The 25988-nt window shown below is 72.9% G+C and carries 27 protein-coding genes; 16 read left to right on the forward strand and 11 right to left on the reverse strand.

The genetic code is table 11. From position 1 onward, the window contains the following. Positions 1-61 precede the first annotated feature (61 nt). The 3 genes from HD596_RS64705 to HD596_RS10915 all read left to right on the forward strand — a co-directional run bounded on the left by HD596_RS64705 (position 62) and on the right by HD596_RS10915 (position 3909). Positions 62-2137, forward strand: coding sequence for a sensor histidine kinase (locus tag HD596_RS64705; protein ID WP_221519279.1), 2076 nt, complete (start codon positions 62-64; stop codon positions 2135-2137). After that, complete coding sequence (locus HD596_RS10910) at positions 2134-2793, forward strand: response regulator (RefSeq protein WP_185069142.1); 660 nt, start codon at positions 2134-2136, stop codon at positions 2791-2793. The genes HD596_RS64705 and HD596_RS10910 overlap by 4 nt, the downstream gene beginning before the upstream one ends. Positions 2794-2925: 132 nt before the next feature. Continuing rightward, positions 2926-3909, forward strand: coding sequence for an aldo/keto reductase (locus tag HD596_RS10915; protein WP_246554316.1), 984 nt, complete (start codon positions 2926-2928; stop codon positions 3907-3909). An 83-nt stretch (positions 3910-3992) separates the two neighbouring features. On the opposite strand, the gene HD596_RS10920 is transcribed toward HD596_RS10915, so the two are convergent. Further along, positions 3993-5048, reverse strand: a complete 1056-nt coding sequence (locus HD596_RS10920; protein WP_185069143.1) for a Glu/Leu/Phe/Val dehydrogenase family protein — start codon at positions 5046-5048, stop codon at positions 3993-3995. Between the two features lie 305 nt (positions 5049-5353). Here HD596_RS10920 and HD596_RS10925 point away from each other — a divergent pair, with 305 nt between their 5' ends. Genes HD596_RS10925 through pqqE form a run of 5 tightly spaced genes read left to right on the forward strand, consistent with a single transcriptional unit; the run spans position 5354 to position 8329 of the window. Then, on the forward strand, positions 5354-5509 hold the full coding sequence (locus tag HD596_RS10925) for a hypothetical protein (protein WP_221519280.1): 156 nt from the start codon (positions 5354-5356) through the stop codon (positions 5507-5509). A 12-nt stretch (positions 5510-5521) separates the two neighbouring features. Beyond that, positions 5522-6379 carry a pyrroloquinoline quinone biosynthesis protein PqqB gene (gene pqqB / locus HD596_RS10930; protein WP_185069144.1) on the forward strand — a complete coding sequence of 286 codons (858 nt, stop codon included), beginning with the start codon at positions 5522-5524 and terminating at the stop codon, positions 6377-6379. Continuing rightward, complete coding sequence (pqqC, locus tag HD596_RS10935) at positions 6376-7047, forward strand: pyrroloquinoline-quinone synthase PqqC (RefSeq protein ID WP_185069145.1); 672 nt, start codon at positions 6376-6378, stop codon at positions 7045-7047. Before pqqB ends, pqqC begins: the two co-directional genes overlap by 4 nt. Next, a complete protein-coding gene (gene pqqD / locus HD596_RS10940) occupies positions 7044-7283 on the forward strand; it encodes a pyrroloquinoline quinone biosynthesis peptide chaperone PqqD (RefSeq protein WP_185069146.1) in 240 nt (79 codons plus the stop codon). Before pqqC ends, pqqD begins: the two co-directional genes overlap by 4 nt. After that, a complete protein-coding gene (gene pqqE, locus HD596_RS10945) occupies positions 7280-8329 on the forward strand; it encodes a pyrroloquinoline quinone biosynthesis protein PqqE (protein WP_221519281.1) in 1050 nt (349 codons plus the stop codon). Before pqqD ends, pqqE begins: the two co-directional genes overlap by 4 nt. 443 nt (positions 8330-8772) lie before the next feature. Here the strand turns inward: pqqE and HD596_RS10950 are convergent, their stop codons facing one another. The 3 genes from HD596_RS10950 to HD596_RS10960 form a co-directional block, all read right to left on the reverse strand. Then, positions 8773-9669, reverse strand: coding sequence for a sugar phosphate isomerase/epimerase family protein (locus HD596_RS10950; protein ID WP_185069147.1), 897 nt, complete (start codon positions 9667-9669; stop codon positions 8773-8775). Between the two features lie 10 nt (positions 9670-9679). After that, entirely contained in the window at positions 9680-11773 is a 2094-nt protein-coding gene (locus HD596_RS10955; protein WP_185069148.1) for a PQQ-dependent sugar dehydrogenase, read from the reverse strand. Positions 11774-11933: 160 nt separating this feature from the next. Further along, complete coding sequence (locus HD596_RS10960; RefSeq protein WP_185069149.1) at positions 11934-12560, reverse strand: TetR/AcrR family transcriptional regulator; 627 nt, start codon at positions 12558-12560, stop codon at positions 11934-11936. A 61-nt stretch (positions 12561-12621) separates the two neighbouring features. Between HD596_RS10960 and HD596_RS10965 the strand changes: the two genes are divergently transcribed. The 4 genes from HD596_RS10965 to HD596_RS10980 all read left to right on the forward strand — a co-directional run bounded on the left by HD596_RS10965 (position 12622) and on the right by HD596_RS10980 (position 16162). Further along, positions 12622-13278, forward strand: coding sequence for a hypothetical protein (locus HD596_RS10965; protein ID WP_185069150.1), 657 nt, complete (start codon positions 12622-12624; stop codon positions 13276-13278). Between the two features lie 80 nt (positions 13279-13358). Further along, positions 13359-14627, forward strand: coding sequence for a cryptochrome/photolyase family protein (locus HD596_RS10970; protein ID WP_185069151.1), 1269 nt, complete (start codon positions 13359-13361; stop codon positions 14625-14627). A 185-nt stretch (positions 14628-14812) separates the two neighbouring features. Next, positions 14813-15646 (forward strand): SAM-dependent methyltransferase, encoded by an 834-nt coding sequence (locus HD596_RS10975; protein ID WP_185069152.1) that lies wholly within the window; start codon positions 14813-14815, stop codon positions 15644-15646. 99 nt (positions 15647-15745) lie between these two features. After that, positions 15746-16162 (forward strand): ATP-binding protein, encoded by a 417-nt coding sequence (locus HD596_RS10980; RefSeq protein WP_185069153.1) that lies wholly within the window; start codon positions 15746-15748, stop codon positions 16160-16162. A 142-nt stretch (positions 16163-16304) separates the two neighbouring features. Here the strand turns inward: HD596_RS10980 and egtE are convergent, their stop codons facing one another. The 5 genes from egtE to egtA are packed head-to-tail and all read right to left on the reverse strand — an operon-like array spanning position 16305 to position 21841. After that, a complete protein-coding gene (gene egtE, locus HD596_RS10985; protein ID WP_185069154.1) occupies positions 16305-17573 on the reverse strand; it encodes an ergothioneine biosynthesis PLP-dependent enzyme EgtE in 1269 nt (422 codons plus the stop codon). Then, positions 17570-18550: an L-histidine N(alpha)-methyltransferase gene (gene egtD, locus HD596_RS10990; RefSeq protein WP_185069155.1), complete on the reverse strand. Its 981-nt coding sequence runs from the start codon at positions 18548-18550 to the stop codon at positions 17570-17572. Before egtD ends, egtE begins: the two co-directional genes overlap by 4 nt. Before the next feature lie 19 nt (positions 18551-18569). Beyond that, entirely contained in the window at positions 18570-19289 is a 720-nt protein-coding gene (gene egtC, locus HD596_RS10995; RefSeq protein ID WP_185069156.1) for an ergothioneine biosynthesis protein EgtC, read from the reverse strand. Continuing rightward, on the reverse strand, positions 19290-20582 hold the full coding sequence (gene egtB / locus HD596_RS11000) for an ergothioneine biosynthesis protein EgtB (protein ID WP_185069157.1): 1293 nt from the start codon (positions 20580-20582) through the stop codon (positions 19290-19292). After that, positions 20579-21841 (reverse strand): ergothioneine biosynthesis glutamate--cysteine ligase EgtA, encoded by a 1263-nt coding sequence (gene egtA, locus HD596_RS11005; RefSeq protein WP_185069158.1) that lies wholly within the window; start codon positions 21839-21841, stop codon positions 20579-20581. The genes egtB and egtA overlap by 4 nt, the downstream gene beginning before the upstream one ends. A gap of 105 nt (positions 21842-21946) precedes the next feature. Between egtA and HD596_RS11010 the strand changes: the two genes are divergently transcribed. Further along, the gene (locus HD596_RS11010; RefSeq protein ID WP_185069159.1) at positions 21947-22270 is read left to right on the forward strand and encodes a zf-HC2 domain-containing protein; all 324 of its coding nucleotides are present in this window, start codon (positions 21947-21949) and stop codon (positions 22268-22270) included. Here HD596_RS11010 and HD596_RS11015 read toward each other — a convergent pair. Both HD596_RS11015 and HD596_RS11020 read right to left on the reverse strand, forming a co-directional pair. Next, positions 22265-22504 carry an anti-sigma factor family protein gene (locus HD596_RS11015; RefSeq protein ID WP_185069160.1) on the reverse strand — a complete coding sequence of 80 codons (240 nt, stop codon included), beginning with the start codon at positions 22502-22504 and terminating at the stop codon, positions 22265-22267. The genes HD596_RS11010 and HD596_RS11015 overlap by 6 nt on opposite strands. A 79-nt stretch (positions 22505-22583) precedes the next feature. After that, complete coding sequence (locus HD596_RS11020) at positions 22584-23222, reverse strand: sigma-70 family RNA polymerase sigma factor (protein ID WP_313043579.1); 639 nt, start codon at positions 23220-23222, stop codon at positions 22584-22586. Between the two features lie 555 nt (positions 23223-23777). Here HD596_RS11020 and HD596_RS11025 point away from each other — a divergent pair. The 3 genes from HD596_RS11025 to HD596_RS11035 all read left to right on the forward strand — a co-directional run bounded on the left by HD596_RS11025 (position 23778) and on the right by HD596_RS11035 (position 25939). Beyond that, positions 23778-24176: a hypothetical protein gene (locus HD596_RS11025; RefSeq protein WP_185069162.1), complete on the forward strand. Its 399-nt coding sequence runs from the start codon at positions 23778-23780 to the stop codon at positions 24174-24176. 21 nt (positions 24177-24197) lie between these two features. Then, complete coding sequence (locus tag HD596_RS11030; protein ID WP_185069163.1) at positions 24198-24584, forward strand: hypothetical protein; 387 nt, start codon at positions 24198-24200, stop codon at positions 24582-24584. Between the two features lie 221 nt (positions 24585-24805). Then, positions 24806-25939 (forward strand): hypothetical protein, encoded by a 1134-nt coding sequence (locus HD596_RS11035; RefSeq protein WP_185069164.1) that lies wholly within the window; start codon positions 24806-24808, stop codon positions 25937-25939. Positions 25940-25988 lie beyond the last annotated feature (49 nt).

Consider the following 25988-nt stretch of genomic DNA (forward strand, 5'->3'; position numbering starts at 1 on the left):
ACGTGACAGTCGGGACATCCTGTCCCGTGACCTGCGCACGCGCGGCGGGCACAATGGCGCCGTGTCACCACGCGACAGGCAGGCCAGGACGGGCGCCGTCGGCGCGGCCCGCGACAGGCAGGCCAAGGCCGGCGCCGCCGCCGGCGCGGTCCTCACGCTGGGCCTCACCGCGGCCGGCATCGTGCTGCACGTCGCCGACGGGCAGGCGCCCGGCAACCCCGATCTCATGGCGTGGTGGCCGATGAGCGCGACGGCCGCCTGCTCGTACGGCCTGATGGGCGCCTGGCTCGCCGGCGCGCGCCCGCGGCTCGTCATCGGCTGGCTGCTGCTGGCGATCGGCCTGCTCCAGGCGATCAGCCTCGCCGGGCCTCAATACGCCGTCCACGCGCTGGCGGTCGGGCACCCCCTGCCGGGCGCCGAGGCCGCGCTGTGGGTCGGGAACTGGACGTGGCGCACCGGGCTCGCCCTCATCGCCCTGGTGCTGCCGCTGCTGCTGCCCGACGGGCGGCTGCTGGGGCGCGGCTGGCACCCGGCGATGTGGCTGGCGGCGGCCGGCGTGTTGGCGGCCAGCGTGGACGCGGCGAGGATGGGCTACACCGTGGACGCCCCCAGCCTGATCGGCACCTACCTGCGCAATCCCGTCGGCGTGGACCGGCTGCCGCCGTGGCTGGGCCTGGCGGTGAACGCGGTTCCGGCGGCCGCGCTGGCGCTCGCCCTCGTGTGCCTGTGGCGCAGGTGGAGCGAGGGCGGCCTGGCGCAGCGGCAGCAGCTCAAGTGGATCGGGCTCGGGTTCGCGGCCACGGTGGTGCTGTTCGGGCTGGGCTTCCCCCTCGGCCCGGTGGTGACCGCGGCGGCGATGCTGCCGCTGCCGCTCGGCTGCCTGGTGGCGGCCATGCGGTACGGGCTGTGGGACGTCGACGTGGTCGTCAGCCGGTCGCTGCGCTACACCCTGCTCCTGCTGTGCGCCCTGGTGGGTTACACCGCGCTGGTGGACCTCCTGAGCGGCCTGCTCGGCCGCTCGACCGGCGCGCCGCTGGTCGCCGTGGCGGTGGTGGCGCTGGCCGGCCGCCCGTTGGAGGGCCTGCTGCGGGGCCGGGTCAACCGGCTGGTGCACGGCCGGAGCGAGGACCCGTACGCGGTGCTGGCCGGCATCGCCCGGCGCCTGGACGCCGCCCGCGACGCGGACGTGGTCGGCGCCGAGCTGCTGCCCGAGATGACCCGCACGGTGGCCTCGACGATGCGCCTGCCGTACGTGGCGATCGAGCTGGCGGACGGCGAGCGCGTCGCGCACGGGAGCCCCGTGGCGGAGACCGAACGCCTCCCCCTGCGTTACGGCGGGGCCGACGTCGGCACCATGCTGGTCGGCCACCGCGCCGACGGGCTGAGCCGGGCCGAACGCAGGCTGCTGACCTCCCTCGCCGCCTCCGCCGGGGTGGCCGTGCACACGGTCGCCCTGACGCGGGACCTGGTGCGCTCGCGCAAGCAGCTCGTCACCGCGCGGGAGGAGGAGCGGCGGCGGCTCTACCGGGAGCTGCACGACGGCTTCGGCCCCCTGCTGGCCGCGGCGGCGCTGCAGGCCGAGACCGCCCGCGACCTGATCGGCGAGGACCGGGCGGCGGCGACGCGGCTGCTGGACAAGGTGGTGCCGCGGCTGCGCGGGGCGGTGGACGACGTTCGCGGGATCGTGCACGGCCTGCGCCCGCCCGCCCTCGACGACCTCGGCCTGCCGTCGGCCGTGCGCGAGCTGGCCGGCCGGTTCGCCGGCGCGCGCCTGCGGATCGACGTCGAGATCGCCGAACCCCTGGATCCGGCGCCGGCCGCCGTCGAGGTCGCCGCGTACCGCATGGTGGCCGAGGCCCTGACCAACATCACCCGCCACGCGGGCGCGGCCACGGCCCGGGTCGAGCTGCGGCGCGAGGCGGACGACCTGCGGGTGGTGGTCGAGGACGACGGCCGCGGCATGCCGCGGGCGCCGGTGCCGGGCATGGGGGTGGCGTCCATGCGGGCCAGGGCGCGCGAGCTCGGCGGCGACCTGACCATCGGCGCCGGGGCCGGTGGCGCCGGGACCCGCGTCGAGGCCCGCCTGCCGCTGCACACGCGCGGCGAGATCGAGCTGACCGAGGAGGTGCCCGCGTGAGGGTGCTCGTCGTCGATGACCATCCGCTCTACCGGGAGGGACTGATCACCGCCCTGGAGGCGCTGCCGGACGTCGAGGTGGTCGGGGAGGCGCCCGACGGGCACGAAGCCGTCCGGCTCGCCGCCGAGCTGACGCCGGACATCGTGGTGATGGACCTCAACCTGCCCGCGCGCGACGGCGGACCGGCGCTCAACGGCATCGACGCCACCCGCGAGATCGTCCGGCACCGGCCGGAGACCGCGGTGCTGGTCCTGACGATGCTGGACGGCGACGACTCGGTGTTCGCGGCGATGCGGGCGGGCGCGCGCGGCTACCTCGTCAAGGGCGCCGACCGGCAGGAGATCGCGCGGGCGCTGCGGGCCGTCGGCAGCGGCGAGGTGGTCTTCAGCGCGGCGATCGCGGGGCGGGTGCTGTCGTGGTTCGCCTCCGGCGGCAGGGCCGCGACCATGCCGTTCCCCGAGCTGACCGAGCGCGAGCGCGAGGTGCTCGATCTCGTGGCCCGCGGGCTGACGAACGCCGCCATCGCCAAGAGGCTGTTCCTGTCGGACAAGACGGTGCGCAACCACGTGTCCAACGTCTTCACCAAGCTGCAGGTCGCCGACCGCGCCGAAGCCGTCGCCCGGGCCAGGGACGCGGGGCTGGGCTCGGGCGGCTGATCACCTCGTACGGGCCAGGGGCGGCCCGCCTGGCGCGGGCGGCATACGGGCCGGGGCGGCCAGCCTGGCGCGGGCGGCGTACGGGCCGGGGGCGGCCCGCCTGGCGCGGGCGGCATGTGGTCAACTGGCGGCATGAGCGCGGAGAGCTGGGACGGGATGGGTGTGCGTGAGCTGGGCCGCACGGGGCTGCGGGTGACGCCCGTGGGGATCGGGCTGGCCGCGCTGGGCCGGCCGGCGTACATCACGCTCGGCCGGGAGGAGGACCTCGGCGCCGATCGCAGCGTCGCTGCGATGCGGGCCCGGAGCTGGGCGGTGCTCGACGCGGCGCTGGCGGCCGGCGTGCGGTACTTCGACGTGGCCCGCTCCTACGGCTGGGCGGAGGAGTTCCTCGGCGGCTGGCTGCGCGAGCGCGCCATCGCGCCCGGGGCGGTGACCGTGGGATCGAAATGGGGGTACGCCTACGTCGGCGGCTGGCGGATGGACGCCGACCGGCACGAGGTGAAAGAGCTGTCGGCCGGGCAGTTGCGACGGCAGCTCGACGAGACCCGGGAGCTGCTGGGCGAGCACCTGTCGCTGTACCAGATCCACTCGGCCACCGTGGAGAGCGGCGTCCTCGACGACCAGGACGTCCTCGCCGGGTTGCGCGAGCTGCGCGCCTCCGGCGTGTCGGTCGGCCTGTCCACGACCGGCCCGCGCCAGGCGGACACCATCGACCGGGCGGTCGAGCTCGGCCTGTTCGACACGGTCCAGGCGACCTGGAACCTGCTCGAACCGTCCGCCGGCCCGGCCCTGGACCGGGCCCATCGCGCCGGGCTGGGAGTGATCGTCAAGGAGGGCGTGGCGAACGGCCGCCTGACCGCCCACGCCGCCCCGGACGCGCTCGCCCGCGCCGCCCGGGAGCACGGCCTCACCCCGGACACGCTGGCCCTGGCCGCCGTCCTGGCCAGGCCGTGGGCCGGCGTGGTGCTGAGCGGGGCCGCGTCGGTGGAACAGTTCCACAGCAATCTCGCCGCGGTCCACGTCGCCTGGGACCCGGACCTGGACGAACGGCTCGCCGTACTGGCGGAGGAACCCGAGACCTACTGGGCGGCCCGGGGCTCGCTGACCTGGCAATGACCGCAGGCGGCCGGTCGAGGGCGCCCAGCGCGCCGAGCCAGGAAAAGGCGAGCGTGGGGGTGCGTGACGGGCCTGCAAGGGACTCATGTGACGGGCCGCCGGGCTCGGGCGGCGTCGAGGCGGCGTCGGGCCAGGTCCGTCGCGGCCCGGGCGGGGGTGACGTTCCGGTGTTCGGCCTCGTGGAGCAGCTCGGTGACGGTGTGCTCGATGGCCTCGACGCGTACGCGGGCCTCCTCGGGGGTCTCGTGACGCAGCTCCACGGCGAGCGCGTTGATGGCGCCGCCCGCGCTGACGACATAGTCGGGAACCCAGAGGATGCCGCGCTCGTGCAGCAGGTCGGCGACGGGCTCGGTGGCGAGCTGGTTGTTGGCGGGCCCGGCGATGGCGGCGCAGCGCAGCTCCGGTACGACGTCCCCGGTGAGGATGCCGCCGAGCGCCGCCGGGACGAGGATGTCGGCCTCGGCGGTGAGGGCTTGCCCGGGCGAGGTCCAGGTCGCGCCGAGCTCGCGGGCCGGGGCCCGCTTGGCGGGGTCGATGTCGCTGACCAGGAGCTCGGCCCCCTCCTCGGCGAGCAGGCCGGCCAGGCGGAGGCCCACGCTGCCGAGTCCCACCAGCGACACGCGGGCGCCCTTGAGGGCCGGGGTGCCGTGGAGGCGGTGGCGTACGGCACGCAGGGCCGCCAGCGTGCCGAGCGCGGTGGCCGGCGAGGAGTCGCCGCTGCCGCCCCGCTCCACCGGCCGGCAGAAGACATGGGCGGTACGTTCGCCGATGACCGCCATGTCCTCGGGGCTCGTCCCGACGTCCGGACCGGTCGCGTACGTGCCGTCCAGGGACGCGACGGCGTCCGCCACGTCCTCCAGCACCCTGCGGCGCAGCGCCGGATCCAGCTCGGTGCCCTCGGGCACGGCGACGACGGTCTTGCCGCCGCCGTTGGCCAGCCCGGCCACGGCGCACTTGGCGGTCATGCCGGCCGACAGGCGCAGCGCGTCGGTGAGCCCGTCGCGCCAGTCGGCGTAGCGCCAGACGCGGCATCCGCCGACCGCCTGGCCGAGCGCCGTCGAGTGGACGGCGACGATCACCGGCAGCCCGGAGCGCGGGCCGGTGCGGATGGCGACGTGTTCGTGGTCGAGTTCGGGCACGGCTCCGGTCCTTCCGGTCGAGCGGCATCAGGGCTCAAGCGTCCGCCATACGCCGGCGCGCGGGCCCCTCGGCCCGAACGAACGGCCGGAAATCGGCGCGACCGCGCGAACGAGGCGAACTTCGTTTGGCGATCGGGCGGCTTCGCCGACCGAACGGCGAGACATCGGATGAACGATCCCGTCCTACTCCCCCGGGCCCGGAAAGATTCCGGAAATCGGCGATATAGCTCCGATCTACGGCATTGACGTCCGCCATCTCGCAGGGTCATATCGGTTGTAACACCCTACGGAAGGCAGGTACGCATATGTCCCAGCCGAAAGAGCAGGGCAAGAAGCAACCTCGCAGGATCCACGAGAAGAAGGTCAGGACCCGCGGCGAGGAGACGACCTGGCACAGGCCGGACTACCAGGTCGTCGAGGCATCGATGGAGATGACCGCGTACTTCCTGGCCACCCGGTAACCGGGCGCCGCCATGCGACTGCAGGTGCTCGGCACCGCGGCCGGTGGCGGCGTGCCCCAGTGGAACTGCGCGTGCCCCGGCTGCTCCGGGGCGCGCGCCCATCCGGGCCGCCGCCGGCGTCACGCCAGCCTGGCCGTCCAGCTCGACGACGGCGCCTACGTGGTCAACGCCACGCCCGACATCGCCGAGCAGATCGAGTCGTGCGCGTGGCTGCGCCCGGGGCCGGGCCCCCGGGAGTCGCCGCTGAAGGGCGTGATCCTCACCGACGCCGAGCTCGACCACACGATCGGCCTGCTCAGGCTCAGGGAGGCCGACGCGCTGGAGGTGCGTTCGACCCCGGTCGTACGGCACGCGCTGCGGCCCTTCGCCGAGCTCCTGCGCCCCTACCTCCAGCTGACCTGGGCCGACGCCGCCACCATCCCGGTGTCGGGCAAGCGGCCCCGCTACGCCGCCGGCTCTCCCGAGGCCGAGGCAGAGGCAGAGGCCGGGGCAGAGGCAGAGGCCGGGGCAGAGGCCACGGGCTGGGTGTCGGCGCTGCGCCTCGGGCCGCTGGTGTACGCGCCCGCCATGGGGGTGTGGCCGGACGAACTGGACGAGGCGTTCCGGCAGGCCGCGTGCGTGATCGTGGACGGCACGTTCTGGGACGACGAGGAGCCCCGCCGTACCGGGATCTCCGCCAGGACCGCCACCCAGATGGGCCACCTGCCGATCGAGGCGACCATGGAACGGCTCTCCAAGCTGCCCGGCCGCCGCCTGTACACCCACCTCAACAACACCAACCCCCTCGTGGACCCGGCGGCCGAGCAGCACGAGCTGCTCGCCGAGCTGGGGATCGAGGTGGCCGCCGACGGGATGGTGATCGACCTTTGAACGGCTTCGAGGCCGAGCTGCGGGCCGTAGCGGAGAAGCGCTACCACCACCTGCACCCGTTCAACCAGCGCATGCACGCGGGCGAGCTGACCCGGGACGAGCTGCGGGGCTGGATACTCAACCGCTTCCACTACCAGCGGCACATCCCGGTCAAGGACGCGTTCGTCCTGGCCAAGCTGGCCACGCCCGAGCTGCGCAGGATGTGGTTGCGCAGGATCCAGGACCACGACGGCGCCGCGCCCGGCGAGGGCGGCATCGAGCGGTGGCTGCGCCTGGGCGAGGCGGCCGGGCTGGAGCGGTCGCTGCTGCTGTCGGGCGAGGGCGTGCTGCCCGGCGTGCGGCTGGCCGTCGACGGCTACGTGAACCTGTGCCGCAACGGCTCCGCGCTGGAGGCCGTCGCGGCGTCGCTGACCGAGCTGTTCGCCCCGGACCTCATGCGTACGAGGATCGCGGCCTTCGAACGGCACTACCAGTGGATAGACCCGGACGGGCTGCGATATTTCCAGGTACGCGTCTCCCAGGGCCGCCAGGACAGCGGCGAGGCCCTGGCCCTGGTGCTCGACTGGGCGCGGATGCGGGCCGACCAGGACAAGGCCGTCGCGGCGCTCGCCTACAAGTGCGACCTCCTGTGGTCCCTGCTCGACGCCGTGGACGGGGCGTACCGATGACCTGGCGCCCGGTGCTGTCCCGTTCGGCCATGCTCCGCCACGACCCCGTACGCGGGGCGGACCTGCTGATCGTGCCCGAGCGGATCGTCGTGCTCAACGCGGAGGCCGCGGCCATCGTCGCCCTGTGCGACGGCGCGCGGACCGTGGCGGACATCGTCGCCGAGCTGCCCGAGGGCCCGGAGTCCGACATCGTGGAGTTCCTCGAACGGGTCCGGGCCGAGGGCTGGCTCCGGTGAACGCCCCCTGGGCCATGCTGGCCGAGCTCACGCACGCGTGCCCGCTGCGCTGCCCGTACTGCTCGAACCCGACCGAGCTGGCGGCCAGGTCGAGCGAGCTGGACACCGGCGAGTGGCGGCGGATCTTCGGCGAGGCGGCGGCGCTGGGCGTCGTGCACGCGCATCTGTCCGGCGGCGAGCCGCTGCTGAGACGCGACCTGGCGGAGATCGTGGCGGCGGCCGATCGCGCGGGCGTCTACACGCAGCTGGTCACCAGTGGTGTGGGGCTGAGCGAGCGTCGGACGGGCGAGCTGGTGGCGGCGGGGCTGCGCAGCGTGCAGCTGTCGGTCCAGTCGGCCACGGCGCGGGAGTCGGACCGGATCGCCGGGGTGGCGTCGTTCGAGAGGAAGGAGCGGGCCGCCGCGGCGGTGGTCGCGAGCGGGCTGCCGCTCGGGCTCAACGTGGTCCTGCACCGGGCGAACCTGGACGCCGTCGGCGAGATCATCGAGCTCGGGCTGGCGTGGGGCGCCGAGCGCATCGAGCTGGCCAACACCCAGTTCTACGGGTGGGGGCTGCTCAACAGGTCGGCGCTGCTGCCGACCAGGGAGCAGCTCGCCCGCGCCGAGGCCGTAGTCCAGAAATATCGGGAAAAGACGGATGTTGAGCTGATCTGGGTGATACCTGACTACTTCGACGGCGTGCCCAAGCCCTGCATGGGCGGCTGGGGCGCGATCTCGATCACCGTCGCGCCCGACGGCCGCGTGCTGCCCTGCCCGGCGGCGTACGACCTGCCGCTGGACCTCCCCAACACCCGCGATCACTCGCTCGGCTGGATCTGGGAGCACTCGCCCGCCTTCAACGCCTACCGGGGCACCGGCTGGATGCGCGAGCCGTGCGCGAGCTGCCCGCGCAGGACGCTCGACTTCGGCGGCTGCCGCTGCCAGGCGTACGCGCTGACCGGCGACGCGAGCCGTACCGATCCGGCCTGCGGGCTCTCCCCCGACCACCACCTCGTCACGGAGCTGGCGGCGGGGGGCACGTTCACCTACAGGCGGCCGGCGCGCTAGGAGCCCTCAGCGTATGCGCGGCGTCAATCCGCTGTGGACGACCGCGCCCTACGGTCGGCGTCGATGACCTGGTCGACGGGCTGTGGGGCAGGACCCGCCGCCCACCGCGCTCAACGTGCCGCACTGGCGATATCCGATGACTCGACATGTCCCACGACCGTAGGACCCGTGCGCATGCGGAACGTTGACGGCGCGTATATGCGGCGGCGGGGCCGTCGAGCCGGGCGGCGCTGGTCCGGTGCGCCAGCACGCTCATGCGCATGGTCCGAGCGGGCGCCTCGGAGAGCAGGACCAGCAGCTCGTAGTAGGTCGGCGGCATGCCTGCCCCGGCCAGCAGCTCGCGCTCCAGGCGGCCGGTCAGCAGGCGGCTGGCCGGCCCGAAGGCCCGCCAGGCCCGCGCGCTGAAACAAACGGGGTCGCGGGCCCGGCGGGTCCGGGGGTGGTCAGAACCGGAGCTTGCGCAGGTAGCGGTAGCCGACCTCCGCGGTCTGCCGGGGAGTCACGTCAGGGGTGTCGTTCTCGACGATGTACTCCTTCACCTGGTGCTTGTCGAAGATCCGCCGGAAGTCGATGGTGCCGGTGCCGAGGTCGGCCATGTCGCCGTCCAGGTGCCGGTCCTTGACGTGGAACTGCAGCACGCGCTGCGGCGCCCTGCGGATGACGTCGAGGGCGAAGCGCACCGGGTCGGCGGCGCCGCGGCCGACGCCGCCGGTGACCGCCCAGTAGATGTCGATCTCCAGGTGGACCAGGCGGGGGTCGAGCTCGGAGGTGAGCACGTCCCAGGGGGTCTTCCCGCCTCCGAGGTCGGTCGTGAACTCGTGGGCGTGGTTGTGGTAGCCGTAGCGCAGGCCCGCCGCGCGGGCGGCCTGCGCCTCGACGTTCATGCGCTCGGCCCACGCCTTCCACTCGTCCAGGCTGGTGGAGTTCAGGTAGGGGACGACCATGAAGGACTGGCCGAGGGTCAGCGCGTTGTCGATCTTCGTGTCCAGGGCGGCCTGGTCGGCGGTGAGGCCGTCGTGGCTGGAGCTGGCCCGGATGCCCAGCCCGTCCAGGAACGTACGGAGCTGCTTGGCCGTGCGGCCGAAGTAGCCGAGTGCGACCTCGATCTTCGGGTAGCCGGCCTCGGCCAGGTAGGCGAGGGTGGCGTCGTAGTCCTTGGCGAGGTCGTCGCGTACCGTCCAGAGCTGGATGCTGATCTGGTCCCGGGGGATGCGGTTCTTGCCGGGGTGGTGCGCGGTGGCCGCGGCGGCGGCCGGGGAGGCGGCGGCGACGGCGGCCGCCCCGAGTCCGAGGCCCGCGGCGAGCAGCGAGCGCCTGCTGGGGCCGTATCCGTAGCACATGGGGGTTCTCCTAACGGGTGGGCTGGAGGATGACCTCGTCGCTGCCGGTCAGCGGGGGCAGGTCCGCGCCGCCGGGGTCGGTGTAGGTCGCGACGAAGACGCCGGTGAGGTGGTCGGTTTCCGGATCGTGCCCGCTCGGCACGGTGGTCTGGATGGAGCCCGTGCAGCCGCGGGCGGTGGTCTGCGGGTGGCCGTGCTCGTCGTGGCCGAGGATGTAGTCCACGGTCACGTTGGCGCAGTCCACCGGCTGGTCGTCGGTGACCCGCACCTCGAACTCGACGGCGTCGCCGAACGTGAACGTCTGCCCCTCGGCGGGCCGGACCAGCTCGACGACCGGCGCGGCGTTGCCGACCACGATCCGCACCGACGTCGCCGCCGACCTGCCGGCGTCGTCGGTGACGCGCAGCGTGGCGTTGTAGAGGCCGTTCTGCCGGTACGTGTACGACGCCTGCGGGCTGCGGGAGTCGACCCGGCCGTCGGCGTCGAAGTCCCAGGCGTAGCGGATCCGGTCCCCGTCGGCGTCGGTCGTACCGGCGCTGGTGAAGTTGACGGTGAGCGGCGCGTGGCCGGCGGTCACCGACGCGGCGGCGGCCGGGACGGGGGTGTGGTTGCCGGTGTTGCCGATGTAGTCGAAGCGCGACAGCTGGGCGTCCGGGTTCTCCTGGAAGTAGCCGTCGCCGTACTCCAGCACGTAGAGCGCGCCGTCGGGACCGAACTCCATGTCCATCGGGTTGTCGAACACGAGCGACGGCAGCACGTCCTCGATCCGCCCGTCAGGGTGGAACGCCTTGACGTAGTCGCGGGTCCACTCGTAGAAGAGCGGGACGCCGTCGTAGTACCTGGGCCAGGCCACGGCGGTGCGGCCGTGCGCGGCGCGCGGGTCGTAGTCGTACGCGGGCCCGGCCATCGGGCCGATGCCGCCGGTGCCCAGCTGCGGGAACTCCTGCGACGGCCCGTAGGAGTACCACACGTCCGGCTGGACCACCGGCGGCAGCTTGCGCAGGCCGGTGTTGTGCGGCGAGTCGTTGACGGGTGCGGCGCAGGCGAAGGCGTTGCCGGACGTGCCCGTGGCGAAGTCGTAGTCGACGTACGGGAGCCGCGCCGTCGCGCAGTACGGCCAGCCGTAGTTGCCCGCCTTGCGGATCTTCGTCCACTTGCCGGTCCCCGCCGGGCCGCGCTGGGGATTGGCGTCCCTCGCGTCGGGCGAGTAGTCGGCGACGTAGAGGTCACCGTTGGACCGGTTGAGCTCGATGCGGAACGGGTTGCGCAGGCCCATCGCGTAGATCTCCGGCCGGGTGCCCGCGGTCCCCGGCGGGAACAGGTTGCCGCGCGGGATCGTGTAGGAGCCGTCCGCGCGGACCTTGACGCGCAGGATCTTGCCGCGCAGGTCGTTGGTGTTGCCGGCGCTGCGCTGGGCGTCGAACGCCGGGTTCCGGTCGGAGCGCTCGTCGAGCGGGGCGTAGCCGTCGGAGGAGAACGGGTTCGTGTCGTCGCCGGTCGACAGGTAGAGGTTGCCGGCGGCGTCGAAGACGATGTCCCCGCCGACGTGACAGCAGATGCCGCGGTCCACGGGCACGTCGAGGATGCGCTGCTCGGTGCGCAGGTCGATGGTGGCGCCGGTGAAGCGGAACCGGGACAGCCTGATCAGCCCCTTGAAGGGCGCGAAGTCCGCGGGCGTGCCGGTGACCGGGGCGTCGCCCTCGTTGACGTCCGGCGTCGCGGGGTCGTCGACCGGGGTGTCGAGGGGCGGCGAGTAGTAGAGGTAGACCCAGTCGTCCTTCTTGGAGCCGGTGCCGAAGCCGGGGCCGAGGGCGATGCTCTGCAGCCCCTCCTCGTCGTGCCGGTAGACGTCGAGCCGGGCGGCCAGCGTGTTGAGGCCGGTCTTCGGGTCGTGTAACCAGACCTCGCCGCGCCGGGTGGTGTGCAGCACCCTCGAATCCGGTAACACCGCCAGGTCCATCGGCTCGCCCGGATTGTCGTTGAGCGTCACTTTCTGGAACTCGCTGTCGGGCGGCGGGGCCGCGACGCTCCCGGAGGCGTGGGCGGCGGCGGGCAGGAGGATCGCCGCAGCAGACATGGCCGCGATCGCGGTTCTCACTCTCATCGCCTCTCCCTTCGGTCTACTCGGGGGGATAAGAGAGGGCAAATCACCGTGAATGTAACCCGAGTTACGCCGATAGAGGAGGGGGTAATCGCGGATGATCGAGCATCTTTCGCCTTATGCTCGGACTAAGTGGCCTCCACCGCTTCCGAACCCGCCGGGCTCAGCTCAGCAGCTCGCGGACCAGCGCCTCGCTCCACCAGTGCTCGACCCGCTCGGGTGACCACCCGCGCTCGCCGGTGAGCGTGGCGTAGACGTCGATGCTGCACATGCCCGCATAGACGTCCACGGCCGCCGGCACGTCCAGGCCCTGGCGGAGCGTGCCGGCGGGCCAGGAGGAGAACACCGCCGTGCGGGTCTCGTCGGCCCGCCTGCGGCCGTCGCGGTAGACCGTCGCCAGCTCGGGCTCGACGCGGCCGGCTTCGCGCAGCAGGGTGATGACGTCCCCGGCGCGCTCGTACAGGCGCCGGTCGAAGCCGGCCATCGCGGCCAGTTGCCGCGCGGGGTCCGTCCCGGGGGCCTCCAGCTCGGCGAGCTGCTGGGACGGCTCGGCCGACAGGTCGGCGGCGTCGGCCAGGGCCCGGGTCAGGCCGGTCTTGTTGCCGTACACCGAGTAGACCGTCGGCACGGAGACCCCCGCCTCGCGGGCCACGTCGCGTACGGTCGTCGCCGCCCAGCCACGCTCGACGAAGAGCCGCCGCGCGGCCCGGGCGATCTCGGCCCGCGTCTCCAGCGCCTGCGTCGTACGGCGCAACGAGTCGTAACGTCGCGGCCCCACCTCTGCCTCCATGACTTGCACCCTATGGCTTTACGCTACTTATATTGAATATAACTAGCGAAAGGACCTCCGGATGCGCTTCTCCCGGATCAGCGGCCTCGCCGCCATCGGCTTCGCCGTCTCGATCGTGACCGCCAACCTGATCATGGCCCCGGCCGGCCTGCCGCTCACGGGCGCCGGGCTCGCCGAGGTCAACGCGTTCTTCGGCGCGAACGGCCACGTCGTCGGCCTCGGAGCCGCGTTCGGCCCCGTCGCCTGGGTGCTGGCCACCGTGTTCGGCGCGGGCGCGGTCGCCGCCCTGTGGGCGTCCGAACGGGAGCGGGGCGAGGCGTGGTCCCTGGTCGGATTCGCCGGCCTCATCCTGCAGAACGTCACCTTCACCGGGATCATGGCGGCCCGCCTCGCGCTGGCCAGAACGGCCCCGGCCGACCCCGCCGCGACCCCGGGCCTGTGGGCGTGGCACGACGCGGTGTTCACGCTCAACGGCACGTTCCTGGCCATCGCGCTCGTCGGCCTGTCCGTGGCGGGCCTGCGGGCGAAGCTGCTGCGCCCCTGGGAGGGCACGCTGGGGTTCGCGGCGGCGGTGCTCCAGTTCGCCTCGGCCTGCCTGGCCTTCCTGGTCATGAAGGCGGAGGGGCCGCTCGGGCTCATCGGCCTCACCGGCTGGCTGATCTGGGTGGTCTGGCTGGTGATGTACGGCATCCGCCTGATCCGGCTGCGCGAGGCGTAGCAGCCCACCTGGAGCTCCTGGTCGGTCTACCCCGGCGCTCCCGCGCGCCCGGCGAACGGCGTCCGGCTCACACTGTCCCCATGGCCACGGCGATCGTGCTGTTCAACAGGGACCTGCGCGTCCACGACCACCCCGCCCTCGTTGCCGCCTGCGAGCGGGCCGAGCGGGTGGTGCCGCTGTTCGTGCTGGACCCGGCCGTGCCGGCGGGCAACCGGCAGGGCTTCCTCCTGGAGTGCCTGGCCGAGCTGCGGGCCGCGCTCCGCGCCCGCGACGGCGACCTGGTCGTACGGCAGGGCGACGTCGTCCACGAGACGATGAAGCTGGCCGCCGAGGTGGACGCGACGACGATCTACGCCGGCGCGGACGTCAGCTCGCTCGCCAGGCGCCGCGAGGAGCACCTGGCCCGGGAGCGGATCGAGTACCTGCGCTTCCCCGGCGTCACCGTCGTGCCCCCGGACGCGCTGCGGCCCTCGGGCGGCGGCGACCACTACCGGGTCTTCACCCCCTACTGGCGCGCGTGGACCCGCCATCCCCGCCGTCCGGTCCTGCCGCCGCCGCGCACGGTGCCGACGCCCCCGGGCCTGACCGCCGGGCGGCTGCCCCCGCTCCAGCCGCCCGGACCGGTGCCCGGCGGCGAGCCGGCGGCCCGCGAGCGCGCCGACCGCTGGCTGCGCCACGGTCTGGACGGCTACGCCGACGGGCACGACGACCTGGCGGGCGACCGTACCTCACGGCTCAGCCCGTACCTCCGCTTCGGCTGCCTGTCGCCGCTGGAGCTGGCCCGCCGCGCCGAGCGCAGCGAGCCCTTCGTCCGCCAGCTCTGCTGGCGGGATTTCCACCACCAGGTGACGTACGCGTTCCCCCGGATCTGCCGCGAGAACTACCGCCACCCCGAACGGCGCTGGCGGCAGGACCCGGACGCGCTGCAGGCGTGGCAGGCGGGGATGACCGGGCTGCCCATCGTGGACGCCGGGATGCGGCAACTGCTCGCCGAAGGCTGGATGCACAATCGAGCCCGGCTGATCACGGCCGCCTATCTCGTCAAACATCTCGGCCTCGACTGGCGGGAGGGTGTACGGCACTTCTTCGAGCACTTGCTCGACGGCGATGTGGCCGACAATTCGGGCAACTGGCAATGGGTCGCGGGCACGGGGAACGACACTCGCCCCAATCGCACCTTCAATCCCCTGCGCCAGGCCAAGCGCTATGATCCCGCCGGCCACTATGTCCGGCGCTATGTGCCCGAACTCGCCGGCGTGCCCGCGCCCTACGTCCACGAGCCCTGGCGACTTCCCTCGCCGCCCGCCGGCTACCCCGCGCGGCTTGACGGTGCCGCTGACCAGGGGTGACTCGCAAACGATCTATTACGCGGGCCGTGTCACGTAGATTCTGGTCACAAACATTTCCCGAAATAACCGGTCTATCGTATTGTCATTGACTGGAATTGTTGGAACATATGGTCAGAGTCATCGAGTGAAGTCCAAAGATCGCTTACCGCAAAAAGGTCAGCGGCGAGGGGAAAGGGGCAACGCTCATGCACCGACGTGCTGTCCGAAACCTGGCCCGGCTCGACACGACGCAAGCCAGAATCACTCGGATATTCGACGCTGCCGCAGGTGGGAAGGACAACTTCCAGGCGGACAAAGACGTGGTGCGCCATTTTGATCAAGTTACACCTGCCCTCACGACCGCGGCCCGCGCCGTTCTCCAATTCCTGTCCCGGGTGGTGGCTCACCTGGCGGCCGAAGGCGTGGACCAGTTCATGATCGTAGGCAGCGGGGTCCCCAGCGGCCTCTCGGCCGGGAACCGGTTACACGACATAGCCCGCCGCGCCTCGCCCGGCTCCGCCGTACGCGTCGTGTACGTCGAGAACAACCCGATGGTCGTGGCCACCGCCCAGGCCACCATCGAGCCCTTCACCGACCTGGTCCGCGTGGTGGACGGCGACGTACGGGAGATCGACGAGATGCTCCGGGACCACGTGATCCAGACGTTCATCGACTGGGAGAAGCCCCTGGCCGTGCTCCTGCTGTCGTCGCACAGCCTCGACGACGACGAGTACGCCCACTACGTCGTCAAGCGGCTCCAGCACGCGGCGCCCAAGGGCAGCTTCCTGGGTCTGCTGCACACCACGTTCGACGCCGTACCGCCGGAACTGCTGCCCGCCATCCGCGACATGGTCGCCATGACGCTGCCCCGCCTCGCGATCCGCTCGCGGGAGGAGGTCGCATCCCTCCTCCACGGCCTCGACCTGGTGGAGCCCGGGCTGGTGTGGGTGCCCGAGTGGCGTCCCGGCGGGCGTGACCTCGCCTGCGCCGACGAGCCGAGCGCGTCGGGCAACTACGGCGCCGTCGCCCGCATCCCCTGACGCGTCTCTCCGGGGCCGGAATCGTAACGAAATCGCATTCACATAAGTGAGGGCGAGAGATTATCGTGGAGTTGGGAGCGCTCCCAACCGAGAGACGTGATGCGTATGTCCCCCCGCCCCAGCTCCTTGTCCGCCGCACCGATTCGCGCGGTCGCGTACCTGCTGCCGTCGGTGCCGGCCGGTGTCGGCGAGGCGCGCTCCCTGGTCCGAACCGAGCTGACCGGCTGGGGCCTGGAACGCCTGATTGACGACTGCGTGCTCATTGTCAGCGAACTGGTGACCAACGCCGTCCGGTACGGCGGGTCCGCGTACGCGTTACGCCTGGAGGACCGTGCGGACCGGTTGTACGGAGAGGTCTTCGATCCGGGCGACGGCGAACCCCGCCCGTGCTCGCCCGACGCCGACGCGCTCTCGGGACGGGGGCTGCAGATCGTCTCGGCGATCGCCGACGACTGGGGGGTGGCCGCGGCGGACGGCGGCAAGGTCGTCTGGTTCTCGGTCCTGAACGCCGTCTGACCGCCATCTGACCGCCATACACGTAACGTCCGACCGGCGCGGCGGGCCGTCTGATCGGCGGGGCGGGCCGTCTGGGCGGCGTGGCGGGCCGCCGTCTGGCCCTTCTCAGCGGGCCGTCTGATCGGCGGGGCGGGTCGTGGCGTCAGCGGGCGAGGACTCGGGCCAAGGCGTGCAGGGTCTCCACGGGCGTGCCGGGCGGCGGGGAGACGCGGAGCACGGGCTCGCGCAGGTCCAGCGGCGCCCGGGCGGTCGGTACGACGTTGACCAGCAGCGACGCCTCGGCGGCCCGGACGGCGGCGCTCTGCGCGCTGTCTCCCGGCGGTGGCCGGAGCGTGACCAGGGCGGACGGCTCGTCGAGCGGCTCGACCACCCGCCACCCGCCGGCCCCGTCGAGCACGCCGCGCGCCGTACGACCGAGGTCGGCCAGGTGCGCGTGGACCGCGAACAGCCCGAGCTCGTGAAGCTCCAGCACGGCCGCCCCGAGCCCGGCCCGCGCCGCGACCGCCGCCTCCGAGCTCTCGAACCGCACCACCCCGGGCAACGGCACCGGGCCGTCGCCGTCAGGACTCCACCGGTGACCGCCCAGGGTGGGGACTGCGGCGTCCATGGCCGGTGTGAGCCCGGGGACGATCAGGAAGCCGACGCCGCGCGGGCCGGCCAGCCACTTGCGGGAGGTCCCCACGTACGCGGTCGCGCCCGCCCCACGTACCTCGACATGACCGAGTGACTGGCAGACGTCGAGCACGAGCGGCACCCCCGCCGCGCGGCACAGCGCCCCGATCTCCTCGGCGGGCTGCACGACGCCGCGGTGGGAGGCCACGTGGGAGACGATCACCAGGTCGAGCCCGGCCGCCAGCCTGTCCCGCAGCCCTTCGAGGTCGAGGCGGGCGGCGCCGTCCACCGGCAGCTCGACCGGCTGCCAGCCCCGTTCGGCGGCCAGGCGGTGCAGCAGCATCAGTGTGCTGCCGTACTCGGTGCGGGCGTGGGCGACGCGGCTGCCCGGCGGGAGTCGCCACCCGCCCAGGAGGGCCGCCATCGCCGCCGTCCCGCTCTCCAGGAACGCCACGTCCTCCGGGCCGCCCCCCACCAACCCGGCCAGGGCCGATCTGGCCGGGGTCAGGTCGGGGACGGCCGCGTAGCCGCCGCGTTCCCGTTCCAGCCGCAGGTGCGCCACGACCGCGTCGAACACCCGGTCGCTGGGCACGTTGCAGCCGGCCGCGTCGAGATGCCCGGGCGGCACGACACTGCGCGCCGCCCGCCACATCTCACCGGCCCGCGCCCCCCACCCAGCCCGATCGCCCGACACGCCCGGCCCAACTCCGACGGCCACCGCGCCCGATCCGGCACCGGCGGCCGGCGCGGCCGGTTCGGCTTCGGTGGGCGGCGACCAGTGCCCCGGGGCGGGGGTCATGCCTCGGCCAGGATCAGGGTGAAGTCGCCGTCCGGGTCGGTGTAGCCGCGACGGACCAGGAAGCCCGCCGCGGCCAGCTCCGCCCGCAGCCCCTCCGGCCGGAACTTGGCGCTGATCTCGGTACGCATCTCCTCCCCCGCGGCGAAGTCCACCTCGAGCCCGAGCTCCGCGACCCGCACCCGCAGGTCCCGGACGGCCCGCAGCCGCATCTCGATCCATTCGTGCCGCTCGTCGTAGAGCGCCACGTGCTCGAACGCCTCCGGCTCGAAGTCGGCCCGCAGCTCCCGGTTGATCACGTGGAGCACGTTGCGGTTGAAGGCGGCCGTCACTCCGGCCGCGTCGTCGTAGGCGGCCACCAGCCGGTCGGTGTCCTTCACCAGATCGGCCCCGAGCAGGAACGTGTCCCCCCGCCGGAGCGTGGCCCGTACCTCCTTCAGAAACGCCCTGCGGGCGACGGGTTCGAGGTTGCCTATCGTGCCGCCGAGGAAGGCCACCATCCGCCGCCCGGTACGCGGCAGCAGCCCCAGGTGGTGCTCGAAGTCGGCGCAGACCGCCCGCACGTCGAGCCCGGCGAAGCGGCCGGCGACCCGGCGCGCCGCCGCCTCGAGGGTGACGGCGTCCACGTCCACCGGCGTGTACGCGCGCAGCGTGCCCGCCGCGGAGAGCGCCTCCAGCAGCAGCTCCGTCTTCTCGCTGGTGCCCGACCCCAGCTCGACCAGCGTGTCCGCGCGCGAGGCGGCGGCCAGGTCCGCGGCGCGGCCCCGCAGGATCGCCAGCTCGCGCCGGGTCGGGTAGTACTCGGGCAGCCGGGTGATGCGGGAGAACAGCTCGCTGCCCGCCGTGTCGTAGAACCACTTGGGCGGCAGCCACTTGGGCGAGGACGTCAGGCCCATCCTGACGTCACGTTCGAGCGCCTGCCGCAGGTAGTCACGGTCGAGATGGTTGATCACATGCACGGACGACTGGCTGACGGCCATGAGGCCTCCTATGGTGAGATCACAACGGCTGCACGGCAACGCGGTCGGGGGTGACGGTCAGCAGGCTGCGCTCGGGAACGGGCTGCCAGCCCGGCAGGTCATCGAGCGGTTCGCTGGCCACGCGCACGCCGTCGTGGCTTCGGTGGTGGAAGAGCGTGTCGCCCCAGACGGTCGCGGCGATCGACGCGCCGTCGCAGGCGAGCAGGTTGAGGCGGGCGCCGGGGTCCTTCTTCCCGGCGTGGACGACGACTTCGGCCAGCGCCTCGCCCAGCCCCAGCCCGGCGCGCCCGCGCAGGAACACGGCGGTCGCCACCCAGGCGGCGTCGCACGCGCTCTCCGCGCGGCCGGGCAGGTCGTCGGCGAGGTCGCGCAGCGCGTCCTTGCTGACGCGCCCGTTGTGGCTGAGCAGCCACCCCTTGTCGGCGAACGGCGCGGTGGCGCTCTCCTCGATCGGCATGCCCGCGGTGGCCGAGCGCACGGCCGCGAGCAGGCAGGTGGAGCGGGCGATCTGGGCGAGCGCGGACAGGTTGGCGTCGGACCAGATGGGCACGGTACGGCGGTAGCGCACGGGCTCGGGGCGCGTGGAGTCGTACCAGCCCATGCCGTAACCGTCGGCGTTGATCATGCCGTGGCGCTGGTGCCGGGGCGCGTACGACTGCTTGAACAGGCCGTGCTCGGGTTCGTGGATGAGCCAGGTGAGCGGGCGGGGCTCGCCCAGCCAGGCCGCGTGCCTGCACACCTAGACCAGCTCCGAACGCGCGCAGCGGAACCCGGTGAAGATCTGCCGCCTGATCGGGTAGTCCCAGTTCCTGAACGTGGTGCGGACCGCCGCCGGGTCGGCCGCCCAGGAGCCGCCGCGCAGCACCCGGTATTCCTGGCCGAAGAACACCTCGCTGTACTCCTTGTACGGAAACGCGCGGAAGCCCGGGTAGGGCTGGAACCAGGAGCCGGTCCACTCCCACACGTCTCCGACCATCTGCTCGGCCCCGTACGCGCTGGCCCCGGCCGGGTAGGCGCCCAGCGGCGCGGGGCGGGCGGCGCGGTGGCCGAGGTTCGCCCTGGCGGGGTCGGGGGCCTCCTCGCCCCACGGGTAGCGGCGGGCGCGGCGGGCCCGCGGGTCCCAGCCGCAGGCCTTCTCCCACTCGGCCTCGGTGGGCAGCCGCTTGCCGGCCCAGCGGGCGTAGGCGTCGGCTTCGTACCAGCTCACGTGCTGGACGGGCTCGTCCATCGGGACCGGCTCGGTCCGGCCGAACCGCCTGCGCCACCAGCCGTCGCCGTCCCTGACCCAGAACAGGGGGGCGCTCACCCCGCTGCGCTGCCGCCACTGCCAGCCCTCGGCGGACCACCAGCGCGGGTCGTCGTAGCCGCCCTCCTCGATGAACGCCGCGTACGCGCGGTTGCCGACGGGGAGCCGGTCGATCCAGTACGCGGGCAGGTCCACCTGGTGGGCGGGGCGTTCGTTGTCGTAGGCCCACGCCAGGGTGGCGGTGCCCATCATGAAGGGGCCCGCGGGCACGTACATCTCCTCGGGGCCGCCGGTCCGGCCCTGCGGCAGGTCGCCCTCGCGCACCAGGCCGGGCTGCCCGGACAGCTGCAGGGTGGCGAGCATGGTCTCGTCGTGCTGGTGCTCGTGCTGGATCACCAGGCCGAACACGAAGCCGTCGCGGTGCAGCGGGTCGGCGCCCTCCAGGTCGATCGCGTCGAGGACGTCGAGCACGCGCCCGCGTACGCCCTCGATGTAGCGGCGGGCCTCGGCGGGGCCCAGGAGGGGCAGGGTGGGGCGGTCCTTGCGCGGATGTTTGAACGCGTCGTAGATGTCGTCGATCTCGGGTCGGATCGGCTCGATGCCGGCGGCCGCGCGCAGCACCCACAGCTCCTCGTAGTTGCCGACGTGCGCGAGGTCCCAGACCAGCGGCGACATCAGCGGTGAGTGCTGACGCACCAGCAGGTCGTCCTCCGCCTCGGTGTAGGCGAGCGACCGGTCGCGCACGGCCAGGAGCTCGGCCGCGATGCGTTCCTTGATGTCGTTCATTGCCGTCCTTCCCCGTTCAGCCAGGCCGGGACGCGCCGTCCCGGCACCGGATCCATCAGGTCGGCCGCCGGTGAGCGGCCCGGTGTCACGTGCCGGTCGGCGAACGCGGCCACCTCGCCGACCAGGCCGGGGTCCGCGCCGAGGCGGGGCAGCGCCTCCAGCGCGGCGCGGAAGCACGCCTCGGCGGCCCGGGCCAGGCGCGGCTCGCTCAGCCCGCACCGCGCCGCGTCCCGCCACAGCTCCCGGCTCGGCGCCCGGCCGGGCCCCAGGTACGGCTCCACGGCGGCCAGCGCGGCGTCGGCGGCCCGGTCGTCGGCGACGAGGGCGTGGGTCACGGCCACGCACACCGGCCAGGCCGCCGGGTGCTGGGCGTCGAGGTAGCGGATCTCCAGCCAGCCCCTGGGCCGCACCGGAGGGAAGACCGTCGTGGCGTGGTAGGCCAGGTCGTCGGCGGTGGGGCGGCGCTCGCCGGCGCCGTTCAGCCAGTCGCGGAACGTCGAGCCGTCGCGGACCGGGCGACAGCGCTCCCCGTCCTCGCGCACCAGCATGAGCCGGGCGTCCAGCAGGTAGTCGGCCCAATCGGCGGCGGCGTCACCCGAGGCGGGCACGGGCGCGGTCCGGGTGCGGTCGAGGCGGTCCCAGACGGCCTGGCGGCCCGACATCCAGCCGCACGGCCGGCCGCCGCTGAGCGGCGAGTTGGCGAAGGCCGCCATCAGCACGGGACCGAGCGCGTGCGCCCGCTCCCAGCGGGCCTGCGGCTGGTCCCCGAGGTCCAGGTTGACCTGGACGGAGGCGGTCGAGCACATCATCAGCGCCCCGTACGGCTCGCCGAGGAACTCGGCCATGGCGTCGTACCTGGGCAGGCGGAGCTGGCGGCGGGCCGGGCGTACCGGGTCGAGGCCCACCCCGGCCAGCACCAGCCCCGCCGGGCGCAGGGCGGCGCGCACGGCGGAGACGTCGGCGGCCAGGCGGTCCAGCGCGTCCCGCAGCGGGGCCGCGGGGCCGGAGAGCTCGAGCTGCCCGCCCGGCTCGAACGTCACCCGGCTGCCGCCCGGCAGCGCCGGGACGGCCCGCTCGACCTCGGCCATCGGGACCTGCGCGGCCGCCGCCGCACGGTCGAAGACCAGGAACTCCAGCTCGACGCCCACCCGCTCGTCGGCGTCCGGATCCTGCGCGGCCGGCTGGAAGCAGCGGCGCGCGAAATCCGCCACCTCGGAGACGTCCCGCAGCGGCGTGCTCTCGGACGTCAGCCCGATCATCGTCGTGCTCTTCGCGTGGCGCACAGGTCTACAGACCCGCGAGGCGCGCGAACGTTACAGGCGGATTTTCGTGTAACGGATCGGACGTGACCGGCACTAGGTCACATGGAGCGGGCAGCGGACGACCTCAGGTGCGACGACGTGCTGGAGCTGCTCACGGACTATCTGGAGATGGCCCTCCCGGCGCGGCGACGGCTGCTGGTCGCGGGCCATCTGGACGCCTGCCCGGCGTGTTCGGAGTGGCTGGCTCAGGTCCTCGCGACGATCGCGGCGCTCGGCTGCCTGCGCGACGACGTCATGCCGGCGCCGGTGCTCGCCGCGCTGCGGGCGAGCTTCCGGCCGGCCCCCGACTCACGACGCGACTCGCGACGCGGCTCACGACGCGGCTCCGGACGCGACTCACGGCGCGACTCGCCACGCGGCTCATAACCGGCGTCGCTCGCGGAAGGCGGACATGAGCCGGTCGCGCATGTCGGCGGGCAGCTTCTCCGGAGGCGGGTCGCCGAGGGCGTCGATGGTCGCCCGGAACTGCTCGACGTAACGCTCGCACCCCTCACAGCAGGCCAGGTGCGCCCGCACGCCGTCGCGGGCGGGCCGGTCGAGGGCGTCCTCAAGGTAGGCGGTGATGAGTCCCGCCAGCTCGTCGCAGGTGAACCGCTTCACGACGTCGACCGCCCTTGCCTCTGGATATGAACCGTTTCACTTATTGTCGCCGCTTCGCCGCCCAGGAGAAGCCCACCGGCTACTCCGGCTGCTTCACGGACTCGAAATAGTCCGCCAGCCAGCCGCGCACGGCCGTGCGGGCGCGATGCAGCAGCACCCGCTGGTTGGCCTCGGAGATCTCCAGGATCTCGCACACCTCCTCGGACGTGCACCCTTCCACGTCCCGCAAGGTGATCACGATCCGCTGCCGGGGAGGCAGCCTCGCCAGCCCCGCGGCGATCAGCCCGCGCACCTCCGAGGCGAGCGCCTCGCTCTCCGGCGTCGGCCAGGCCGCGGGGAGCTCCTTCCAGCCGCCCGGCAGCACCGCGTCGAAGCCCTGGTCCGCCACCGAGACGCCGTCGTGCTCGAAGGAGCTCCACGGCAGCGTACGGCTCTCGCGGGCGCCGCGCTTCTTCGCGGTGTTGATCAGGATGCGGTAGACCCACGTCTTGACCGACGAGCGGCTCTCGAACGCGTCGATCCCGCCGATCACCGCCAGCCACGTGTCCTGGACGACTTCCTCCGCGGAGTGGTCGGTGGACACGTAGGACCTGGCCACCCGCAGCATGCCCCCGGACCAGGTGTCGAGCAGCGCCGCGAACATCGCCTCGTCCCCGGCGCGCAGGGCCGTGACGACGACGTCATCCGGGGGCAGCTCACCGCCCGCGAGAGACCCCACGATCGCTTCCCTCCGCTCGAACGCTGAACATCCATGGCATCGGGACCGATCGCCGGCCCTCGCCCGGGACATACCGCCCCACGCTAATCCTTCCCACTGACGTTCTTCCGTCTCGGCGAGCGACCACAAGATGCGTATTTTTCGGATAAACAGGTCAGAAGCTTCCCAAAGGCGCAGTTCATGACGTTGCGGGCCCGCGATCCCGTTACCTCAGGACCAGACTCCCAAGGTTCCGGACATCCGCGGCGCCACATCCTGGTGGAGATCCGGTCTCGGGGCGATAGTCGGCGTCATGTTCGATATCTCCCTCGACCCCAGTGCCCGCTTCGCCGTCCAAGGGGCCTGGGAATCCTGATGCCCGCCTGAACCCGCCTCCTCCGGCGGCCATGCCCGCGGCCGTCGGAGGAGGCATGACGCCTGCTATGGGCCACGGGTTCACTTGCGGTTGATCAAAAAAGCTTGAGCGTCGCGTTCCGGGGTGGCTCGCGGCGCAGTCCCTCTCACGGAATTACTTTCCGTCATGGCATACATCTGTCTGTAACCGAGGGGGACTTCATGCTCCGTCGTATCCTGGCGGGCGGGCTCGCTCTGTCCGCCACCGGTCTCGTCCTGGCCACCGGCTCCGCCGCGTCCGCCACGTCCGCCGACGAACTCAAGGCCCCGTACGCGCGGGCCGGGGCGGTCGTCGACGCGGACGGCAAGCTCAACCTGAGCAAGAACATCGTCGCGACCTGGCGGGCGGCCACCGGCAAGTACTGCGTGCAGGTCGCCCAAGACGTCGACGTCACCGAGGCAGTCATCCAGATCACCGCGCGCCACGCGCTGCGACTGCCGCACATCGCCTTCCGGAACCCCTCGGCGACCTGCCACCGGGACAACACCATCACGGTCAACGTCTTCAACCCCCACACGGCGCGGCTCGCCGACTCCGGTTTCGACCTCTCCATCTCCTGATCTGGCCCGAAGGGACAACCAATGAAGAACATCAGGCGCATAGCCGCTGGGGTGCTCGCCGCAGTCGCCGTCCTGACGCCGATCGCCGCCCACGCGGACACGCCGTACGCCCAGGCGTCGGCCGAGGTGGACATGGACGGCTCCCTGATCGAGGGCAGCCACGTCACCGAGGCGTGGCACCCGTACAGGGGCGTCTACTGCGTGGCCGTGGACGAGAGCGTCGACTTCACCGGCGCGGTGGCGATCCACGTCACGCCCATCGGCGAGTACGCCGCGCCGCGCTCGCTGTCCGTCGAGCTCAATCCGACGTCGGCCTGCGGCGAGCACCGCCTGGACACCATCGCCGTCTACAGCCAGGTCAGCTTCAGGGAGCGGGCCGACTCGGCGTTCTACCTGAGCGTCTCCTGACGCCCCAGGGCCGCGCGCGGTGAACGCGATGCGCGCGGCCCTGCCACCCGGCGCCGCGCAGGGCGTCGCCGAGGCGGCGCGGAGGAGTTACGCCGCATTTCCCGGCAAAAGCGCAGATCAGCGACCTGCAGTCCGAGCGAATCCCCTCCGAAGCATCGTTGAATACAGCATCCTGGGCATGCCATCACGCTCACCCCGCCCCCTTCAGCCGAGGAGGTCGCGTGACCCGGTACGCCATAGATCACAACCGCAACATGCTCATAGCCCAATGGGGCACCGGCATCGGCGACGTCGCCACCACCGTGGCCGACCTGCCCCGGGCCCGTTCCCCCTGGGACGCCCTGCGGCTGGCCACCTCCCTGACCGACCTGTCGCAGGCCTGCTGGCGCTGCTACACCCATCCGGCCAGCACCGCCGAGCGGCACGGGCCCAACAGCCTGGGCTGGTACCGGCAGTGCGAACGCGACGCCTTCGCCGCCATCGTCCCCGCGCTGACCAGCCCGGGCCCTTCCATCGGCAGCCCCTTCCCCACGGCGACCACCAGGGTCGAGGACAGCGCCCATCGCGTCGGCCGTTCCCTGCGCGCCTTCGACCTCTCGCAGCTCACGGTCCGCATCATCACCGAGGTCACCGACGAGCTGGCCGCCATCGAGCAGGCCGAGCTCGGCGACCTGTCCGACCGCGCCCAGCAGGCCGTCGTCCTCAGCCGCGAGGACGCCTCCCCTCTCCAGATCGCCCAGGCCGACGGCCTGCTGCACCGGCACCCCTTCGGCCCCGAGGAGCTGTTCACCCACGTGGATCCGGCCGCGGCCGCCATCGCCGCCGCGCACTGGCTCTACGCGGCGGCCGCCACCACCGCGCGCCGCGCCGGGCTGCACCCGGCGCAGGTCGTGGCCCGGGTCGACGGCCTCAGGCCGCTCATCCAGGAGAGCCTCACCGAGATCGTGACCTCGATAGGCGCGGGCACGTCCCCGCGGCAGGCCGTCATGCCGATGATCCGCCACGCGCTGCACATCGCCGAGGGCAACCTCAGCGGCGTCACGGAGGCCAGATACCGCATCACCGCGGCCGAGGAGCTCGCCGAGCGGGCCCACGCCGACCACCCCGAGCTCGGGCTCGACTTCGACGCCGTCTACCTGCCGATCACCCCGCTCGACCCCGCCCGCCCGGCCCTCGACCTGCTCGAGAACCTGCTGGAGGCCATCCACGGCTGCTGGCTGCTGGACGTGCGGCGCGCGCACCCGCTGGGCACCCTCCTCGACGAGAGCACCGACCCGCTGCGGCGGGGCCCGGTCGAGGCGTTCCTGGCGGAGGTCCGGCAGGAGGCGGCCGTCCGCCGGGAGGACCTGCTGTAGCGGGCCGACAGTTACAGGCCTTTCGAAATGAGCCGGCCCCCTGGGGGCC

The organism is Nonomuraea jabiensis, assembly GCF_014204795.1.
In the GTDB taxonomy this organism is placed as follows: Bacteria; Actinomycetota; Actinomycetes; order Streptosporangiales; family Streptosporangiaceae; genus Nonomuraea; species Nonomuraea jabiensis.

What these genes read in the sequence shown, in the direction of transcription:
- egtE (WP_185069154.1), bottom strand. Translation starts at nt 17,573, where the DNA reads ATGACCCCCGCCCCGGGGCACTGGTCGCCGCCCACCGAAGCCGAACCG.
- HD596_RS11025 (WP_185069162.1), top strand. Translation starts at nt 23,778, where the DNA reads ATGCTCCGTCGTATCCTGGCGGGCGGGCTCGCTCTGTCCGCCACCGGT.
- egtB (WP_185069157.1), bottom strand. Translation starts at nt 20,582, where the DNA reads ATGAACGACATCAAGGAACGCATCGCGGCCGAGCTCCTGGCCGTGCGC.
- HD596_RS11010 (WP_185069159.1), top strand. Translation starts at nt 21,947, where the DNA reads ATGGAGCGGGCAGCGGACGACCTCAGGTGCGACGACGTGCTGGAGCTG.
- HD596_RS10925 (WP_221519280.1), top strand. Translation starts at nt 5,354, where the DNA reads ATGTCCCAGCCGAAAGAGCAGGGCAAGAAGCAACCTCGCAGGATCCAC.
- HD596_RS10965 (WP_185069150.1), top strand. Translation starts at nt 12,622, where the DNA reads ATGCGCTTCTCCCGGATCAGCGGCCTCGCCGCCATCGGCTTCGCCGTC.
- HD596_RS10980 (WP_185069153.1), top strand. Translation starts at nt 15,746, where the DNA reads ATGCGTATGTCCCCCCGCCCCAGCTCCTTGTCCGCCGCACCGATTCGC.
- HD596_RS10955 (WP_185069148.1), bottom strand. Translation starts at nt 11,773, where the DNA reads ATGAGAGTGAGAACCGCGATCGCGGCCATGTCTGCTGCGGCGATCCTC.
- HD596_RS10950 (WP_185069147.1), bottom strand. Translation starts at nt 9,669, where the DNA reads ATGTGCTACGGATACGGCCCCAGCAGGCGCTCGCTGCTCGCCGCGGGC.
- egtA (WP_185069158.1), bottom strand. Translation starts at nt 21,841, where the DNA reads ATGATCGGGCTGACGTCCGAGAGCACGCCGCTGCGGGACGTCTCCGAG.
- HD596_RS11030 (WP_185069163.1), top strand. Translation starts at nt 24,198, where the DNA reads ATGAAGAACATCAGGCGCATAGCCGCTGGGGTGCTCGCCGCAGTCGCC.
- HD596_RS10970 (WP_185069151.1), top strand. Translation starts at nt 13,359, where the DNA reads ATGGCCACGGCGATCGTGCTGTTCAACAGGGACCTGCGCGTCCACGAC.
- HD596_RS10960 (WP_185069149.1), bottom strand. Translation starts at nt 12,560, where the DNA reads ATGGAGGCAGAGGTGGGGCCGCGACGTTACGACTCGTTGCGCCGTACG.
- HD596_RS10915 (WP_246554316.1), top strand. Translation starts at nt 2,926, where the DNA reads ATGAGCGCGGAGAGCTGGGACGGGATGGGTGTGCGTGAGCTGGGCCGC.
- egtD (WP_185069155.1), bottom strand. Translation starts at nt 18,550, where the DNA reads ATGGCCGTCAGCCAGTCGTCCGTGCATGTGATCAACCATCTCGACCGT.
- pqqD (WP_185069146.1), top strand. Translation starts at nt 7,044, where the DNA reads ATGACCTGGCGCCCGGTGCTGTCCCGTTCGGCCATGCTCCGCCACGAC.
- pqqB (WP_185069144.1), top strand. Translation starts at nt 5,522, where the DNA reads ATGCGACTGCAGGTGCTCGGCACCGCGGCCGGTGGCGGCGTGCCCCAG.
- HD596_RS10975 (WP_185069152.1), top strand. Translation starts at nt 14,813, where the DNA reads ATGCACCGACGTGCTGTCCGAAACCTGGCCCGGCTCGACACGACGCAA.